The organism is Flavobacterium cellulosilyticum (assembly GCF_004349355.1).
GTDB lineage: Bacteria > Bacteroidota > Bacteroidia > Flavobacteriales > Flavobacteriaceae > Flavobacterium > Flavobacterium cellulosilyticum.
On the sequence record NZ_SMFK01000009.1, the window covers coordinates 34,651 to 54,314 of the forward strand.

At 35.7% G+C, this 19,664-nt stretch carries 11 protein-coding genes; 3 read left to right on the forward strand and 8 right to left on the reverse strand.

Features of this window, described 5'->3' with window-relative positions; translation table 11 throughout:
- Positions 1-355: 355 nt before the first annotated feature.
- Genes E0F76_RS13080 through E0F76_RS13090 form a run of 3 tightly spaced genes read left to right on the forward strand, consistent with a single transcriptional unit; the run spans position 356 to position 7,370 of the window.
- The gene (locus E0F76_RS13080) at positions 356-1,957 is read left to right on the forward strand and encodes a family 43 glycosylhydrolase (protein ID WP_246022059.1); all 1,602 of its coding nucleotides are present in this window, start codon (positions 356-358) and stop codon (positions 1,955-1,957) included.
- Positions 1,958-1,995: 38 nt separating this feature from the next.
- Positions 1,996-4,893 carry an exo-beta-1,4-galactosidase gene (locus E0F76_RS13085; RefSeq protein WP_132006800.1) on the forward strand — a complete coding sequence of 966 codons (2,898 nt, stop codon included), beginning with the start codon at positions 1,996-1,998 and terminating at the stop codon, positions 4,891-4,893.
- Positions 4,894-4,901: 8 nt separating this feature from the next.
- Positions 4,902-7,370 carry a beta-galactosidase gene (locus tag E0F76_RS13090; protein WP_132006803.1) on the forward strand — a complete coding sequence of 823 codons (2,469 nt, stop codon included), beginning with the start codon at positions 4,902-4,904 and terminating at the stop codon, positions 7,368-7,370.
- Between the two features lie 79 nt (positions 7,371-7,449).
- Here E0F76_RS13090 and E0F76_RS13095 read toward each other — a convergent pair whose 3' ends face one another.
- The 8 genes from E0F76_RS13095 to E0F76_RS13130 all read right to left on the reverse strand — a co-directional run bounded on the left by E0F76_RS13095 (position 7,450) and on the right by E0F76_RS13130 (position 19,577).
- The gene (locus E0F76_RS13095) at positions 7,450-9,786 is read right to left on the reverse strand and encodes a glycoside hydrolase family 2 TIM barrel-domain containing protein (protein WP_132006806.1); all 2,337 of its coding nucleotides are present in this window, start codon (positions 9,784-9,786) and stop codon (positions 7,450-7,452) included.
- A 27-nt stretch (positions 9,787-9,813) separates the two neighbouring features.
- Positions 9,814-11,376, reverse strand: coding sequence for a glycoside hydrolase family 43 protein (locus E0F76_RS13100; protein WP_220398922.1), 1,563 nt, complete (start codon positions 11,374-11,376; stop codon positions 9,814-9,816).
- 63 nt (positions 11,377-11,439) lie between these two features.
- Positions 11,440-12,876 (reverse strand): family 43 glycosylhydrolase, encoded by a 1,437-nt coding sequence (locus tag E0F76_RS13105; protein ID WP_132006812.1) that lies wholly within the window; start codon positions 12,874-12,876, stop codon positions 11,440-11,442.
- Positions 12,877-12,946: 70 nt separating this feature from the next.
- On the reverse strand, positions 12,947-14,293 hold the full coding sequence (locus E0F76_RS13110; RefSeq protein ID WP_132006815.1) for a TolB-like translocation protein: 1,347 nt from the start codon (positions 14,291-14,293) through the stop codon (positions 12,947-12,949).
- Positions 14,290-15,642 (reverse strand): glycoside hydrolase family 88/105 protein, encoded by a 1,353-nt coding sequence (locus E0F76_RS13115; protein ID WP_132006818.1) that lies wholly within the window; start codon positions 15,640-15,642, stop codon positions 14,290-14,292. The genes E0F76_RS13110 and E0F76_RS13115 overlap by 4 nt, the downstream gene beginning before the upstream one ends.
- Positions 15,643-15,780: 138 nt before the next feature.
- The gene (locus E0F76_RS13120; protein ID WP_132006821.1) at positions 15,781-17,073 is read right to left on the reverse strand and encodes a DUF4861 domain-containing protein; all 1,293 of its coding nucleotides are present in this window, start codon (positions 17,071-17,073) and stop codon (positions 15,781-15,783) included.
- Positions 17,074-17,093: 20 nt separating this feature from the next.
- A complete protein-coding gene (locus E0F76_RS13125) occupies positions 17,094-18,176 on the reverse strand; it encodes a PKD domain-containing protein (protein WP_132006824.1) in 1,083 nt (360 codons plus the stop codon).
- A gap of 12 nt (positions 18,177-18,188) precedes the next feature.
- Complete coding sequence (locus E0F76_RS13130; protein ID WP_220398923.1) at positions 18,189-19,577, reverse strand: glycoside hydrolase family 28 protein; 1,389 nt, start codon at positions 19,575-19,577, stop codon at positions 18,189-18,191.
- Between the last annotated feature and the right edge of the window lie 87 nt (positions 19,578-19,664).

Consider the following 19,664-nt stretch of genomic DNA (forward strand, 5'->3'; position numbering starts at 1 on the left):
AATTTGTATTTATTTCTATTTTAAACAACACACACTTTAACAAATTTATACTTTACGATTCTTTTCTGTATCCTGTACTATCTGTTATGTTAATTGGATAACAAACAGGATGCTGCAGGATAGCAATTGCAAAGCTAAAATCTATTTTTACTTAATCTAAAAAGAGTTCGTAGATTGAACTCTTAAGATGGACTAGTAGAAGCAGTATCTTATTAAAATGTACACTTAATTTAAACGACTTAATACTATGGTGTACAGTCTTTTATAATAAACATTAAAATAAATAATAAGGATTATTATTAAACTGGGCATGAAATGCAAAATATTTTTAAAATCATTAAATAGTATGATAATCATGTTAAAATCTTTTTTTTATAACCACAAAATATTGTGCGCTTTCATTATAGCAATCTGTTCGGCCGGGAATATAATTGCACAGCCTGCTAATATCAAAAATGATGTGTTTTGGAACACCAAAGATGGCCAACCAATCAACAGTCAAGGTGGAGGTATTTTTAAGTTTAAAGATCCTGTTACAGGAGTGAAAAAATATTATTGGTATGGGGTTCATTATGCTGAAGCTGATAGCTATCGCAATACACCAACTGTAACTTATGACAAAGTCACATTTGAATCGGTACCCTGTTATAGCTCTACTGATTTGGTTAATTGGACTTTTGAAGGTGATGTTTTGACTAAGGACGAGGTGAATAAGAAAGGAAAAACATGGGTAGGACGATTGGGAGTAGCATACATTAAAGAACTAAATAAATATGCTCTATTTGTTCAGCATGGAAGCGAAGTGCTAATTGCTACTTCAGATTCACCAACGGATGAGTTTAAAGTCCACCAACACATAAACATGACAAAAATGATTGGGACGAGTAATACCGGAGATCAAACGGTATTCACAGATGATGATACTGGGAAGTCTTATTTAATTTATTCTTATGGAAACGGAAGAAACAAGATATACGTTTCTGAAATTGGTGTCAAAGACGGAAAAGTGAATTTGTTGGACTGTACAGAAGTTTTCAAGGGAGAAAGTCGGGAAGGAAATTGTATGTTCAAGTACAACAATAAATACTATATGTATGCTTCAAATATTTATGGTTGGGATGGCTCACTCGCCTATTATCTGGTAGCCGATGCTATTAGAGGCCCTTATTTGCCAACAAACGAAATGGTCGTTACTAAAGGAAGTTCCGATGATTTTGCGCATATCTCCCAAACAGGTTTTTTCGTTTCAGTAAAAGGAACCCAACAAGAAACTATTGTATATTGTGGGGATCGCTGGGCTAATTTTGCTGGAAATGGTTTGGGTTACAACCAGTGGTGCCCCATGTCATTTGATGGAGACACTCCTTATTTCAATTCACTTCATTCTTGGAATTTAGATACGAAAAAAGGATCTTGGAATGTAGCGGAAGATAATGATTTTGTAAAAAACGGAAGTTTTGAAGCCGATCGTAGGCATATTCCAAGTCCCGTAAAACCAGTACAACTCGAATTGACAGGTTGGGTTACTGATGTTATTCAAGGCAATACTATTACTCTTAGTGCGGATATTTCACCAGTTTTAAATTATTTTAATTCAGAAACGGATAGAAAAACAGTTGTTGGTGAAAAAAGTTTGAATATAAGCGATAAAGTAAATTTTAAACGAAAAATTTTTCAATCCATAACTTCAACACCTTATGTAAAACTGGAAGATGGATGGTATCAATTGACCGCGAAAATAAAAAATAGCGGTGGATTTAATAACCTAGAAATATACGCTTTAAGTGGTGGTGAAAAGTTTAGTTCAACTATCTTGGATGAAAATCCTACTTGGAAAACTATAATTATAAAGAATATTTCGGTTTCAGAAGGAAAGGTTGAAATAGGTTTTCTTACTGATGGAATGGCTAATGCTACATGTCAAATCGACGATGTTTCGTTGGTAAAAAACTTATAACACATTGCAAATTAAATTTTAAAAATAAATAAAGAATAATGAAAAAACACAGTACGATCTGCCTGCTTTTGATGATTTTGTTCACTTTGAGTAGTTTTAAAGATGAAGTTATTAATTTGGAGGGAACATGGCTTTTTCAAATGGATCGAAATGATGAAGGCGTAGCTGAAAAATGGTTCAATAAAAAGCTTTCGGACAATATTGATTTACCGGGATCTATGGCAGAATTCTTGAAAGGGGACGAAATCACTTTAAAGACAAAGTGGACCGGTTCAATTTACGACAGTTCTTTTTATTTTGTTCCAAGGTTAGAAAAATACCGTCAACCTGGCAACATACATATTCCGTTTTGGTTGACTCCTGCCAAACATTATGTAGGAGCCGCTTGGTATCAAAAAGAAGTGAATATTCCTGCCGATTGGAAAGGGAAACGAATCATCCTTCATTTGGAAAGAACTCATATCGAAACTAGGGTTTGGGTAAATGACAAGGAAGTAGGTATGCAAAACTCATTAGTAGCTTCTCACGATTATGATTTAACCCCATATTTAGTAACAGGCAAACAACGCATTACTATCCGAATTGATAATAGTATCAAAAAAATTAATGTAGGTCCCGATTCCCATAGCGTTACCGACCATACGCAAGGAAACTGGAACGGAATTATCGGAAAAATTGATTTAGAGTCGGGTTCTCCGGTGTATTTTGATGATATTCAGATTTATCCTGATATAAAAAACCGAAAAGCTCGAGTAAAAATCACCGTGAATAATAGCACCCAAAAGAATTTCATTGGAAAAATTTCGATTGCTGCCAAAAGTTTTAATTCGGCATTATCAGATGAGACTCAGGAAATAACAAGTAAACTTCAAGTTGCTAAACTAACCAATAACACTATCGAACTCGAACTTCCTTTTGGAAAAGGAATGCTGACATGGGATGAATTTGATCCTGCTTTGTATCATCTCCAAGTTAAGTTGGTTTCTAATAAAATTAATACAGAGAAAACAGTTTCATTTGGCATGCGCGAATTCAAAATTATTGGTAATCATTTCTTGATTAATGATAATCCTGTATTTCTGCGAGGAACGGTTCACAATTGCGAATTTCCCCTTACAGGTTATCCCGCCACTACAGTTGAAGCCTGGGAGAAAATATTCAAAAAAATAAAATCATACGGATTAAATCATGTTCGTTTTCATTCTTGGTGTCCACCAGAAGCGGCTTTCAAAGCTGCCGATATAGTGGGACTATATTTGCAACCCGAAGGGCCTAGTTGGCCTAATCACGGACCAAAAATAGGTTTAGGGCAACCCATAGATCAGTTTTTGTATGATGAAACCCAGCGTATGGCAAAGCATTATGGAAACTATGCTTCATATACCATGTTATCAGCAGGAAATGAACCAGCAGGAAATCAGGTGAAATATTTGAATGCTTTTGTTGATTTTTGGAAAGCAAAAGATAACAGACGCGTGTACACTGGAATGACCGTGGGCGGAAGTTGGCCTGTTGTGCCTAATGCCGAATACCAAGCGCGTGGAGGTGTGAGAGGTTTGGATTGGAATAAAAGACCTGAAACCGTTTCTGATTTTAGTGCTGGAATTGCTGCTTTCAAAGTCCCTTTTGTGGCTCACGAAATAGGTCAATATTGTGTTTTTCCGAATTTTGAAGAAATAAAAAAATACACAGGTGTGTACCGAGCTAAGAACTTTGAGATGTTTCAAGAAGATTTAGAAGATCATCACATGGGAAATCAGAGTAAGGATTTCTTGAATGCATCGGGTAAATTACAGGTTTTATGTTATAAAAATGAAATCGAAAAAATATTGAGAACGCCAGATTATGCGGGTTTTCAAATGTTGGGATTACAGGATTTTCCGGGTCAAGGAACAGCTTTGGTTGGGGTTTTGGATGCTTTCTTTGAAGAAAAAGGATATGTAAAAGCTTCCGAATATTCACGTTTTTGTAATTCAACCGTTCCTTTGGCAAAAATTGCGAAATTTGTGTACAATAACAATGAAGTATTCAATGCTGAAATTATTCTTTTTCACTCGGGTAAAACGCCGTTAAAGAATGCAGTCTTGAGTTGGACGATTAAAAACGAAAAAGGAGTTACACTCGCTTCAGGAAATTTTGATCCAAAAACCTATGAAAATGGCAATGGGATTTTTGTGGGGAACTTAAAGTTTGATTTGGGTACAATTCAAGAAGCATCCAAATTAAATTTGAAAGTACAAGTGAATGATACAGCATTTGTAAATGATTGGGATTTTTGGGTTTATCCTGATACAAAATTCAAATTGATTCCGGACATTTATTATACAACCGTTTTAGACGATAAAGCAAAAGAAATTTTGAATAAAGGTGGTAAAGTATTTTTGAATGCCGCTGGAAAAGTAGTAAAAGGAAAAGAAGTAGCGATGCATTTTCTTCCTGTTTTCTGGAATACCTCTTGGTTCAAAATGCGTCCGCCACATGTTACCGGAATGTTGATTCAAGATAAAAGTCCTGCTTTTGCCAATTTTCCAACCAATTATTATAGTGATTTGCAATGGTGGGATATTCAAAACCGAGCACAAGTCATGAACTTGGAAGAATTTCCTGCCGATTTCCGTCCATTGATTCAACCTATTGATACTTGGTTTATGAATCGCCGATTGGCTTTGGTTTTTGAAGCGAAAGTAGGAAAGGGAAAAATTATCGTGAGTAGTGCCGATTTGGATCCAGAGGATTCAAGCAAAATAGCTTCAAAACAATTGTTTTATTCACTACAGCAATACATGAATTCGAATGATTTTAATCCTAAACAGGAATTGTCTTTTGATGTAATCAAAGATATTTTTGTGAGTCCTTCGAAAGAAGTTTTCAATACCTATACCAAAGATAGCCCTGATGAATTGAAACCAAATTCGGCTCAAAACAGAGTGAAATAAACTAAATTATGAAAAAACTATGCTGTTTATTGTTTCTTTTTTCGATCGGCTTAAAAGCACAAAATCTTTATTCTGTAGATATTAGTGGAGAAACTCCAGTAATACTTTCAGGACATTTGAAGCAAGGCAGTAATGTGGCTCCAAATGGTGATAAAATGGAACTAAACAGTCTTTATTTTATAAAAAATGGAAAACCTTGGTATCCTGTTATGGGAGAATTTCATTTTTCAAGAGTTCCAAAAAGTCAATGGGAAGATTCCATTCTAAAAATGAAAGCCGCAGGAATTGATGTAATTGCTACCTATGTTTTCTGGATTTATCATGAAGAGGAAGAAGGAAAATGGAATTGGGAAGGCGAAAATGATTTAAAGACATTTGTTTCCCTTTGTAAAAAACATGGCATTTTTGTTTTTCCAAGAATCGGTCCTTGGTGTCATGGCGAAGTCAGAAACGGTGGTTTTCCGGATTGGATTGTAAAAAGAGGAAACATGAGAACCAATGATGCTGCTTATCTTTCTAATGTTCAAAAATTTTATGATGAAATTGGAGCACAATTAAAAGGTTTGTATTTTAAAGATGGCGGTCCAATTATTGGCGTACAAATAGAGAATGAATTCCGTTTTAATAATCCAAAAGGTTTAGAACATATTTTAGGATTAAAGCAAATGGCTATTCCATCCGGCATTGATGTCCCCTATTACACCGCGACAGGTTGGCCGGGTTCCAATCTGAAACAAGACGAATTAGTTCCTGTTTGGGGTGCTTATCCCGAAGCTCCATGGGATAAAAAAACAACAGAATTGCCACTGTCTAAAAATTATTTATTTGGAACCTTGCGAAATGATCCAGCCATAGGAAGTGATTTATTTGGTAAACAAGAAGATGTAGCCAATTATTCGGGCTACAGATATCCTTATGCAACGGCCGAAATGGGTGGTGGAAACCAAGTAACTTACCACCGTCGTCCTATCATAAATTCCGATGATGTCACGGCTTTGGCCTATACAAAAATTGGTTCAGGAGCCAATCTCATGGGGTATTATATGTTTCATGGCGGATCGAATAAAATTGGTAAACTATCCACGTTTCAGGAATCGAAGGCTACTAAATACCCTAACGATTATGCCATTATCAATTATGATTTTCAAGCTCCAATTGGGGAATTTGGAATCCTAAAACCTTCCTTTTATAATTTTAAAGTCTTGCATACTTTCTTGAATGAATTTGGGAATGATTTGGTAACCTATCAAGCTTATTTTCCAGATAAAATGCCCAAAGAAGCCTCGGATGCAGAAACTTTACGATTTGCAGTTCGAGCCAAAGAAGGTAGCGGATTTGTTTTCATAAGTCATTTTCAACGTAAATTGGAAATGAAGGAAATCAAGGATGTACAATTTCAATTGAAATTAAGCGAAAATAAAAGCATTGTATTCCCAGAAAAACTCATTAGCATAAAAAATAATACGCAAGCAATTTTTCCTTTTAATATGAATATTGAAGGACTCAATCTCCAATATGCCACGGCGCAACCTTTGTGCAAGATTGAAGGAGCGGAACCACTTTATGTGTTTTTTGAAGTAGATGGAATTGCTCCCGAATTTGTATTCGATAAAAATAAAATAAAGGAGGTAAAAACAACCGATGCAGCTATAAATGGTTTTCCCGAAAAATATAAATTTAATAACTTACATGCTGGATTAAATTGCATAATAGAACTTGTTTCTAATAACGGTAAAATAGTGCGAATACTGACGCTTTCTGCAAACCAAGCTAGAAATGCTTACAAAATGGACAATGGAGGACAACAAAAACTACTCATTTCTAATGCGCCTTTATTAATTACCGGAAATGAAATTACTACTTCTGGAAATGAATCGTTTCAAGTGCAGGTGTATCCTCAAAATTCAAAAATTGAAGCATCGAAAAAGCTAAAAAAGGAAAAATCAGCCGCTACATTGTTTAGTTTTTATTCGGCAAAGTTGAAAGGTTTCGAAATGGAGGTAGCTTCAAAAGAAATTGTAGATATCACTCCCGATTTAAATTCCAAAAATCAATTACCCGCAGACAATAGACTTTCTACCGTTACAGCGGCAAATCCTGGGCCACAATATCAAACAAATTTGAGTCCTGTTGCTGGTTCAAAATACTATTTGTTATCCATTCCAAAAGGCAAGAAATTTAAAGTAAATCCCTTTTTTATGACTTTGGATTATTTTGGTGATACCGCTTCTGTTTATGCCGACGGCAGTTTAATAGCTGATGATTTTTATATCGGTAAACGGTGGACTATTGGATTCAATCAATCCGATAAAAAGCAATCTGAAAAACAAATAGTGTTGCAAATTGTTCCCCTTTCCACGGAAAGCCAAATTTATTTTGAACCTGGAATCAGAGAAGCTATTTCTGGAAAAGATACTGCAGGATTAAAATCGGTTCAACTTCAAATAAAAGAAAAAATCACCTTTTCGATTCAGTAAAAAACATCAAAATTTCTCATAAAAAAATGCCTCAAAATTACTTTCGAGGCATTTTTTAAAACTTAAAATTGTAATTGAATTAGTTTTTCTCTGCAACTATGTCAACAGTGATTGCGCCTGATTCAAGTCCCTCTGCAGTTGCTTTTATTTCAATTTTACCTCCATTTTGTGATGCTTTAATGATCGCAATTGCTTTTCCGTTGTATGCATGTCTTTCTGGTGATTGATAGGATTCATGACTCATTACATTTCCATTATCAACTCCGATAATTTTACCAGAATCCGAAATAGTAAATTTAATCAGATTATCAGCATTAACACATGGAATTCCTTTTTCATCAACTACGGTTGCTGTGATGAATGATACATCATCCCAATTGTTAGATAGGGTTGGATTGCTTTTAGTAATAATAATTTTTGCAGGTTCGCCAGCAGAAGTAAAAGCTTCTTGAGCTACCACTTTACCATTATTTTTTCCAATTGCCTTAATAGTCCCTTCTGCAAATGTAACATTCCATTCTCTTGGCGAATCATTCTCAGGTTTTTTCATTGAACCCAATGATTTTTCGTTAAGAAAAAGTTCCACTTCATCACAATTGCTGTATACTTGAACTTTTGCATTATCATAGGTATCAAAATCGGTTGGTGTCCAATCGGCTACCCAACTACCTGCACCAGCATTATCCGATTTTCTCACGATGTGTACAACAGCTTCTGTAGACCACCAGCTATCTCTTTGCAAACCTTGTTGTTTCCAGTTTCCAGCTCTATCAAAAAGTCCTTGATTGTTGGTTGTTTCTGGCCAATCGGCTTCACCCAGATAATCATAACCTGTCCATAAAAACTGTCCAGCCATGTACGGTTTATCTCGTAAAGCCAACCATTGGCTGATAACATGTGTATTTTCGGTACCAATAACTTTCCAATTTGGATGTGCTTCATGAGCAGCAATAAGTTCATTTTCACGGTAATTTTGTCCCACAACATCCATGTGGTCAGCAAAACCACTAAGATATACTTTAGAATTGGCTGGTCTAAACAACGCCATAGTTACTGGTCTGGTATTGTCATATTTCTTAACCACATCCTCTTGCATTTTATAGGTTTTATACCCTTCTGGATAACTCAAATCATCGTGTATCTCATTTCCGATGCTATAGATTACAATAGACGGATGATTTCTGTCTCTCAAAATCATGTCTTTGGTATCTTGTTCCCACCACTCTTTGAAATATAAATTATACCCTTTTTCACCGTTATGCTTCGCAGCGGTCCAAGTATCAAAAGTTTCATTCATCACTACGAATCCCATTTGGTCGCACAAATCAAGAAATTCTGGGGAAACTGGATTGTGAGAAGTACGGATGGCATTTACACCCACTTCTTTTAATTTCTTGAAGCGTTCTTTCCAAACTCCAAGAGGAACTGCAGCGCCAACGGCACCACCATCATGATGCAAACAAACGCCAAACAATTTTATATTTTTTCCATTCAACCAATAACCTGTTTCGGCTATAAATTCAGATTTTTTAATTCCAAAAGAAATAGTCTGATTGTCGATAAGTGTTTTTCCTGAATATAATTTTGTTGTAGCAGTATATAAATTGGGTTGGTCAATATTCCATAATTTTGGATTTGCAATTTCTATGTCTTGGGTAATTAATCCCGTTGCGTTGGCTGCAATATTTTTTTGGCTTTCTACTGTTTTTACAATTTTTCCAGCTTTATCAATAATATCGATTTGTACATTGTAATCGCCTGCAATTCCTTTATTTTCAATTTCAACTTTTAAATTAACAACCCCTCTAGTTGCTGTGGCAACTGGTGTTGTAATAAATGTTCCCCAATGTGTAAAATGTGTTGGGTTCACTGACACTAATCGAACATGACGATAAATACCTGCACCTGTATACCAACGAGAAGCTGGCTGGGTGGAATTATCGGCTCTCACTGCAATAACATTGGGTTTGTCAAAGTTTAAATACGGTGTAAGATCATAACTAAAGCTGATATAACCATAAGGTCGTTTCCCTAAATGGGTGCCATTGATCCACACATCACTATTGGCCATAATTCCGTCAAACTCAATGGAGGTTCTTTTTTTCGCATCCTCTTTATTTATTTCAAATGTTTTACGATACCATCCAATTCCTGTTGGTAAATACCCCCCACCACGACCTGAAGTGTTGTCTCTATCATAAGGCCCTTCAATACTCCAATCATGGGGAACATTTAATTTGGTCCATTGTTTTGCATTAAATTGCGGTTTTTCGGCCCCAAGTACATCTCCTTTTGAAAATTGCCAGTCACTATCAAAATTAGTTGTATTCCGTGCTTGAGAAAAGGCGTTGGTTGTTAAAGCTAAAAATAGCAATAACAAACTAAAGGGTAAATGTTTTGTTTTGAAATAATTCATTTTTTAAATTTTAAATTGGGTTATTTTTTAATATTTGTATTCAAACCAATCGAATAAAGCATTGGTTTTACTCTGTTGACCATTACTGGATGCGTACATACCAATACCAGTTCCGTTAAACTTATTGATGTTGCTTTCTGAAATTACTATTAAGCTTTGTAAGCCTCCAATAAGATTCATGTTTTCTAAAGTTTCACCAAAACTAAATTGCAAGTCTAATTGATCTGCTTTTAAATTAAAAACCACTTCGGATTTTGTGTAGGGAGCTTCGGCAATGATTTCTTTTTTACCATCAAATTTTCTAATCAAGACAATTCGTGCCTTTTCTTTAATCAGCATATAATAACTCTCATTGGTTCTGTAAATTATTAAACCAGCTTGCTCGTTTTCTTTTGAGGTTTTGAAATTTAATTTGGTTGAAGTTGAAAATTGATGATGTGCTGTACGCTGAATTAACATCGATGAATGAACCAAGCTATCCGCTATTTGCGGACGCAATTTCATAGCTAAAAAACCTTTATCAATATTGTAAAATTTCTCTGTAGGTGTGCGGGTAGTATGCCATTTTAAAGCCAATTTTCCATCATTGAAATCATCCCTAAAAGGTTCTTTTTTTACTGGCGTCCAAGGAAGATTAGGACGCTCCTGTTCTGCTAAAACTGTTCCGTAACCCGGATTAAAAATTGGTGTACCATTTTCAAAATTTACTTTGCAAAGAAAGGTCTCACGAGAAAGTGGTACTTGTCCATTTACCAGTCTTTTGCCAAGTACAACAGCCCACCAATCGCCATTTTGGGTTTGTACCAAATCACCGTGACCTACAGCCTGAATGGGGTAATCTTTTCCTAATTGACGATGTGATAAGACGGGATTTATTTTATCAGCCTTGTAGGTTTCTAATATCGAGGAACTATGATGTGCAGTAATAGAATGATACATATCAGTTCCTCCTTCGGCAGCGATTAATAAATACTCACCATTTATTTTATACAAATGTGGGGATTCGGCATACCCTGCATTATTGGCATATCCGTAAGTCAATATCTTTTTTTCGCCTACTAATTTTTGTTGTTTCAAATCCAATTCTTGTGCCCAAATAGCACATTGACCAGCCCAAGATTTCTTAAAATCCCAGCTGTTTCCCGAATAATAACATTTGCCGTTGTCGTCCCACATCAAGGAAGGGTCGATTCCTGCTGCGTCTTTCAACCAAATAGGATCGGACCATTCACCTGCAGGATTTGTAGCAGTGATATAAAAATTACCCCCACAATCAGAGCAAGTTGTTATCAGGTAAAACAATCCATCATGATACCTTATAGTAACCGCCCAAATTCCGTTTTTGTCTTTTATACCATTGAAATTAAGCTGTTCGGAACGCGTAATTCCATGCCCAATAAGTTCCCAGTTTACCAAATCTTTGCTGTGATAAATGGGGATGCCCGGATACCAAGAAAAAGAAGAAGTAACCAAATAATAATCGTCACCAACTCTACAAATGGAAGGATCTGGATTAAATCCAGGCAGGATTGGGTTTTGGAAATTTTTTGGAATATCTTGTCCATTCGAGAAGCTACAAATGAAAAGCATTACGATAGTTAAAAGTTTTTTAACGCATTTAAAGAAATTGTTTTTGAACATAATTTGAACTATCTAGTTTATTATTAGTTTATCCATAGAAACGAAATTTCCTGTACTGCCATAAATCGTGTTTCTTTTATCAGACCAATTTGGTCTTTCTCCGGTCACATAAACGGTTAATTTATAATCGTCTTTTTTCAAAAGCGGCGAACGGAATACTGGTGTTGACAAAGGAGATTTGCCATACATGTCAATAATGGAAGTTACCATTACTTTTCGTTTCTTGTCGGAGAGCACAATTTTTGCATAGCCATTTTCAACACCCACATAACTGTACAAAGCGATTTGCTGACCGCTAAATTGGATGGAAAACGAAGAGTCTTTCTCGTCAGATTTGCTTACAGAACCTGAATTTCCGTTGTTTATGTGTTTCCAATTTCCAGTGTACTGAATTTGTTTATCCGTGTTTTCAATAGTTGTATCGACAGTTTTCAGTGTCGATGCAATTCCAGTTGCAACATTAATTTGCCATCCTTCCTGATAGGTTGGCATTGAAAGTGACGTTCCTGAAACCAAAAGAGGTTGCCAAACATAAGTCGCCGAAGAGGCTTGTTTGGGAAAAGACCATCGATCACCCATAAACATATAGGTGATGTCTTTTGTTCCAACAATTGGCAAGACGAAAGTGCATTGTGAATTCCAAGTCAATGACCCCTCTGGAGCAATAAGTCCCCTTGATATCCAAGGTCCTTTGATGGAATTCGAGGTGTAATAATAATTATCGTTGCGTTCCCAACTGGTGAGATGCGAGCCAATAAAATAATAAAGCCCTTCTTTCTTAAACATCGTGGGCGATTCAAATCCTGATGTCATATTGGGGTTTATTTGTTCAACAACAGATTTATAATCTTCGCTTAATTTATAAATTTCACCTCCGTGAATGAGAATGTAACCCGAACCATCATCATCTTGAAAAGTACCCATATCCCATTTTTTTATGGGTTTGCCATTGAATAGTAAAGCACCTTTGAATTGATAAGGCCCTATAATCGTTTTTGAAGTGGCATAACCCACAAACTGGCTTTTGTATGTAATCGAATCAGCATGCATAAACATTACATATTCTTTGGTTTTAGGGTTTTTCATCACTTTGACCCTTTCGCCAACACTGTTAGTCCCCAATTTTCCCAATTTTTGCACTGGAAGTGCAATTCGTTCCAATTTCCAATTATAAAGATCTTTTGAGGAATAACAGTTGAATCCCGCAAAAGCATTGCTAGTATCGCTATGGGCTTCGCCAAATAGATAAAATTTATCTGTTTCCTTAATGATACAGGCTCCGTGGGCACTTACCACATTTCCATTTTGATCGAACCAAGGTATTCCAGAATATATGGAATCCGTTTTTCCAGAAAGTTGTGCAAATAAAATGGGCGTGTTGATCAAAAAAATAACACATATTATTTTTTTAAATAAGTCTCTAAAAATAGAATTATAAGATATGGACATATAATTTTTATTGAAGTTCTTTTTAGCGCGTTGGATTAAAATAACTGTGGGTTTTTTGCAACAATTATGATTATTTTGTTTTACGTTTCAACCATTCTTTTGGCACATTTACAATACAAATATTCATAGTGCGATTGTCTTCGGAAAGCATTGCCGACTGGATTTCAATTTTCGTTCCCTCTCTATTAAAAGTTGGATGTACGTGGTCGGAAGCGGTCTCTTTATGCCCAGTGGTGAGCATCATCATTTCATTGGTTTTCCGATCTATTAAATACAAACTCCTCGAAAAATCATCGCCTACAGCCCAACGACCGTCAGCTGAACCATGAACATGCCATAAACCGCTACCGCTTTTGGTTTGTCCTGCAATAATCATCTCTCTGGTTCTTAGATTGACAATAGCAAGACCTGTTGGTTTTTCGCGAGTTCCTGTGGCTCCCCAATTACTTTCTTGCCCAGGGTTTACAGGATTTCGTATTCCAGTACTTTCAGATACTTCTACAGGAACATCCTTCTCAATATCAATTTTCCGATGTCCCATAATTGCCATGGCAACCTCATCTTTTGAAATTACGACCTCATGAGTAACCCATTCATAATCGGCTTCTGGGTATAAGGGTCGCAAACCTGTACCATCGGCCATAACGGTCCAAGTACGTTGCGGCGACTTCCCTCCAGTTTCCCAACAAAAAACAATTTCGCCCGGATTCCATATATTCGATTGGATGTGGCCAATTTGAAACGGAACTGAAATCACGTGTTTGAACTCTCCAGTTTTCAAATTCATACTACCAATTCCTCCTGGTCCAGCTCCCATATTTCGAGGTCCAAAATTTTTCTCGATAACTACTTCACTATCCAAATGTTTGGCGGCTTCCTCTTTTCCGACTCTAAAATAAACGATTTCTTCATCTGCATCCAATGCCATATCGCCAGAAGCTCCCATTTCTGGATTTGTAATTCCACAAACGCGTTCGTATTCCGAAACGGATTTCATTTTTCCAGATTTACTGTCAGCAAATACGTTCGCCAAATTGACTTCCATTACTTGCATTTTGTTGTCTTGTCCATTTCGCATAAAGTACAACTTCATCGACTTTTGCGCCATACACAAGGTTCCGTTATACCCTCCTTCGGTCACCTGAACGATAATCCCCGATTTTTCGTTGACGGCCATAGCTTCGCCTTTGACACGGTTGGATCTAAAGATTAGCCATTCACCATCGGATGTCCATTGTGGATGTGTGGGATACGTTTTAGAATCACCTGCCGATTTAGTGGTTAGAAATGTTAATTTTTGCCCCGTAACGGGATCTTTAACTGTCTTTTTTTCGGATGGAAAGCGAGTTCCAATTTGACCAAAAATAGTGGCAGTAGCAAAAATAAAAAAGGTGCTTAAAAGGATTTTGAATTTCATTTGTGTTGGTTGTTTTTGCCTGGAATTTTTAATTGAATGGAGCTATCGTTGATTTCAAACTGATTGTCTTTTAATAATAAAATTACTTCTGCACCAGCTAATAAAACGGGTCCGTAACCATGGGCTGCAAATACATTTATTGGACGATAATAATAAAAAGCGGGATCAAATCCCATTCCTGTTCCTACGCAAGTCCCTTCAACTTGACCTTTATCATTTACCTTTGATGCTACTGCATTCCATCCCAACAATACTGCAGGAGCATAGGCCATTTTATTAATATATCCATTATTAATCGCTTTAGCAATAGAATAGGTATAAATGGCTGTTGCCGAAGTTTCTAAATAGGTGTCATTTCTGTCCAATAATTGATGCCAAAAACCAGTGCCATCTTGGTATTTTACCAATCCTTTGATATGTGCTTGCAATTGTGCTAAAACGCCTGCATATCCAGGATGATCTTTGGGTAAAACATCTAATAACTCTACCATTGCCATCACAGCCCAACCATTGGCTCTAGCCCAGTGAAATTGTGGATGGTCTTCCATAGATTGTACCCAACCATGCATATAAATTCCTTTTTCCGAATTGAACATTCTTTTAGAAAACTGATTGACTTGTTTCACGGCATCATCAAAATATTTAACATTACCGGTATAATTACCCATCTGTGCCAATGCAGGAACGCTCATGAACATGTCATCAAGCCAAAGTGAGTTGTCTTGAGGTCTGTTTCTGGCCAAGGTTCCGTCTTGTAGCCTAAATTGTTTATTGCTAATAAAGTCAATATAATTATTAATCAGTGGGTCAACATTTGCTTTTAAACCGTCTTGTTTTGCCTTTATAAATGCGGCACAGAGTGCTCCTGCAAAATCCAAAGCTTCAGGATGCAGCGTTTTGAGCATGTCTTTATCTTTGATGTTTTTCTCTTTATAATTTTCGGCGATATCTGCAATTAGTTGTATTCTTTTATTCGAATAATCGGCAAAATATTTCTCACCAGTGGCTTTAGAAGCTAAAAGCATTCCTGCATAAGTAACTCCCCATTCGTAACTTGTCAATCTAAAAGCACCAGGCTCAAAGATGATATCTTCATTGCCTTTTTTATAATTTGTAATCTCGGCTTTTGTAGTTGCATTTATAATTTTAGAAGCACTGTTTTTATCTAAAAAGGTATACACTCTATCCAATACTGTTTTGATAGCTTCTTTTTGAGGAACCTCGTAAGGAGTAGGATAGTTAGGTTTCATTAAGTGCAATGGCGCTGTGGCATCATTGGCTTGGGCATTTACGGTTGTACAAATACCAAAAATTAATAATGTGGCAATTGTGGTTGATTTATAATTCATAGTCTTAGATTAATTTATAATTATTGTTATTTATTATTTTATCTGAATTAGATTCATTAAAATTATTTACGCTATATATGGAAAAAAATACGTGAAAATCTTACTTACAATTTTTTAAATCCCAAATGTCTTAGTAGTTTATTTTTTTATTGCAACAGTAATTTCAACAGCAAGCTGTTTCGCTAAATTGGTTACATATTCTGTGAAATAATTGGCATCTTTAAAATTTTTATCTGCACTCAATTCCCATCCAGCTATAGCATAATAACTAATTGGCTTGTTATTTTCTATTTTAAATTTTGCCAAATAAGAATCTGTTAATTGACCTGTTTTAGGAGCTTCTATGTAACCCAAGTAGTCTTTTTTAGGAACTATAATTGCAGTTCCCAAAATCCATTCGCGATTGTAGGTCAAATTATCATGTTGGATCAAACAAACCCAATCTCCAACCTCAATCACTTTTAGTCCTTTTTGATTGTTGATGTTTGAAAGAGCAATTAAAAATGTTTCATTTCCAGTAATTCCATTGATACTAACTGTATTTTTATACCCATACATCCCAGGCCAAATCGAAGTGGTTTCATTAACTTGATATTGGTTTCCTGAAACTTTCCAATTGTAGTATTTATAATTTAAAATCGAATTTTCAGGACCTTCGGAAACTATTTTAAATGTTGTTTTTTCAATATTATTGAGTTTGTCTGTGGTAATAATTCCAAGTCGTGTAATTTCATTATTTACGGATAAGGCATAACCTCCAAGTCCTGCTGAATTACCCACTGGAAAAATATCTCTTCCCCAATCGTACATTTGATGGTAATTATCTTCCACCGCTCCAGCACTATTTATACCAACATTTTCAGGTGTAATAGCAGGAATACGTTTCCCAAAAACATCTTTGGCATTGCGTCCATCCAAATAATGTCTAAAACCTACTTTATCATTTTCCCATGTTGGACCGTCGGTTTGGTATTTTTGAAAACCTAATTTTGCGTGTACTTGATCCGCCATTAAAACCTCTTCAGTGGCAGGTTGTACAGGAATATTTTTGGCTTCCCTTTTTCCGAATCTCACACTGGTTCTAATTGGGAATTTAGGCATTTCTTTTACCCATTTTAACTGGATTGTTTTCTGCTCTTTGGGCGAGAAATGGGTAACCAAAAAAAGTTCATCCCATTTTCCATCTCCATCTAAATCATTGACTTGAGATGGAATGGTATCTGATTTAAAAATTAGAAGTGGGAAACCTTTTGTCATAGCATTCCTGTCTATAAGATTCCTATTAACTGCCACTGCTTTTTCTGATAATTCTATGTCCGAATCGTTTGCTAAAGTGATTGTAACACTAGTTACTTTTTGTTGCACTTTGCATCCCACGAATAACAGTACAACTAAGCTTAGTGTAACATGAAATTTAATTTTTGTTCTCATTTTTTATAAATTAAGATTATTTATTTTATTGCAACATCCCATATTTTTGACATTCTAGAAGTTCCTTTTGGTCCTGCAACATTTAAAACAACGATGTATTTCCCTGCTTCTTTGTATTGATGTATTGGGTTTTGTTCTGACGAAGTAATTCCATCACCAAAATCCCAGTTCCATGATTGGATCTCGCCTACTGATTTATCTATAAATGCTACCATTCTGCGATTAATATCAACCGTATTAAATATCCATTTTGCATCGATTGCTTTTTTGAATTCAGCTTCTAATGGCATTAATTTAAAAGGTAAACTATAACTTGCATTTCCGTACATGGTATGTTCCTTGGATAAATTCCAAAAACCATTATTCTTTTCATTATTTACATCATCATAATCGATAATAGCCCAACAAAGTCCGATATTTTTATTTTCTTCCAATAGGGATTCAACGGCTCTATCTGGAGTATTTCCGGCATAATCAAAAGGCGTGATCCAAAATTCTAAGGTCATTTTTCCAGATTCACCCGGTTTGAAATTATAATTGGTAGCTGCATTGGCATAAGGCAACTCTTTTATCCATGGTTGACTACCCCAAACTAAAGTCCAATCTTTTCCCTCGGCAGGAGTAAATATGTGATAGTTTTGAGCATGAACGCCCTGAAAAGAAAAATAACCATCCATGGTATTTACCAGAGATTTGTTGGGATGAAAGCGTTCAATAAGTGGTCCTCCAGATTGATCTGCATCTACAATCAATTCAAAAGTGTCATTATGCAAACCCGGCAACGAAAAATCCCAATAATCATCATAAGCTTCATATAAAAAATACAACCGGTTCAATCCTTTTACCCAAGCTACTTTTACACGTACATCTAAGTTTTTAGAATCCGCTTTAGTCTGTTTGCCACTGTCTTCCCATAATTCATTCATGCCCACAACATAACTATCAGGAACAATTTTCCAATCCTCAGCATTGCCATCAATGGTTGGGATTTTATTAGCTGGAAATTGAAAAACTTTAAAACTGCGATTATCTTGAGACCAAGCCTGAATCCCAAAAAACAGAAGAACAATCAAAGGTAAATATGTTTTTTTGTATAGTTTCATCTATTAAGTTAATTACAATTTAAGAATATCTATTGCCTTATATTTCGCAGGATTGGCTGATTCTCCATTAAAATTTATTATCTCAATTCCGGTGGATTCGGTTGCTTGAATCGCATTAGTAAAATATTCTGGAATTGTATTTCCCCAAGCTATGCTACAATCGTCCAACACCACACGATCGCTGAATCGAATCGAGATTCCAGGAGTATCATGTACTTCAATCCCTTGATACGCTTTTGTTGGACGATTGTCGTATAGATTACCAGGATATTTTGTCCATCTGTTTAGGGTGACATTTACATTTTGAAGGCGAATATCCGTAATTCTGCTTTCTTTTGTTCCGTTTATTCGAATACTATTTTCGCTTATTCCTTTTACATTTTCGATTAAAACATTGTGAATAATTCCAATTTTCGAATCAGGATTACGGGGTATTGCGGTTAACGAAATTGCCTCTCCTCGCCCCCACCAGGGATTGGAATGATATCGAGAAGTGAAATTTATATTTTTAAAAACGATGTTATAAACATTGCCCTCATCGCGTAGTTGAATCGTCAATCCGCGGCAACTCGTTTTAATTTCGCAACGTTCAAAAACAATATTATAGATATCTTGTGTTGTTTCTGTTCCAATTTTCACTCCTGAATCCTGAGTTTCCAGTTTGCAATCGTGCACCCAAATATTGGCAGATGGCCCATAATCTATATCTTGTTGTGTTGCCTTTACTACTATCGCATCATCTCCACAACTTATTTCGCAGTTGCGTATTTCAACATTTCGACAATGATCGGGATCAATTCCATCGCAATTTGGAACATCGAGATTATTCTTAATTTTGACACCATCTATTAAAACATTTTCACAACCTAACATATGCAAACTCCAAGAAGGAGCTTTTTCAATGGTAATGTCGGTAATTTCTAAATCGGTGCATTTCGTCAGAATAAATAATTTGGGTCTCCACTCTTTTGGCGTCCAAATTTCCTTGACTGTATCATAATGGGTCATAAATTCTAATGCGCGACCATTGATACTTCCTGTGCCTGATATTTTTAAATTTTTAACATCATTGGCTACTATTGCTCCTTCTACCGAATAATCTTCTTTTTTATCACTGACTAAAAGTTGAGCGTTACCTTCTAAAAAGAATTCAATATTGCTTTTTAAAACTAGGGTGCTAATGAGATATTGATGCCCCGTTGGGACTAAAATTTTTGTCCCATTTCCTATTTTTGCTGCTGCATCAATGGCTTTTTGCATGGCTTTTGTATCCAAGGTTTTTCCATCACCTTTTGCACCATAGTTAATAACATTAACAATTGTTATCGCTTTCTGGGCTTTTACGGATAACACCCCGCAATTCATTATAAATAAAACTAAAAAAATATTTTTGAAGGCCATATTAATAGTAAATTAAAATCTTGAGTAAGTTTTCAAATTTATTTAATAAAAACAGTAATACTATCCTGTGGCATACTGCATCATTTT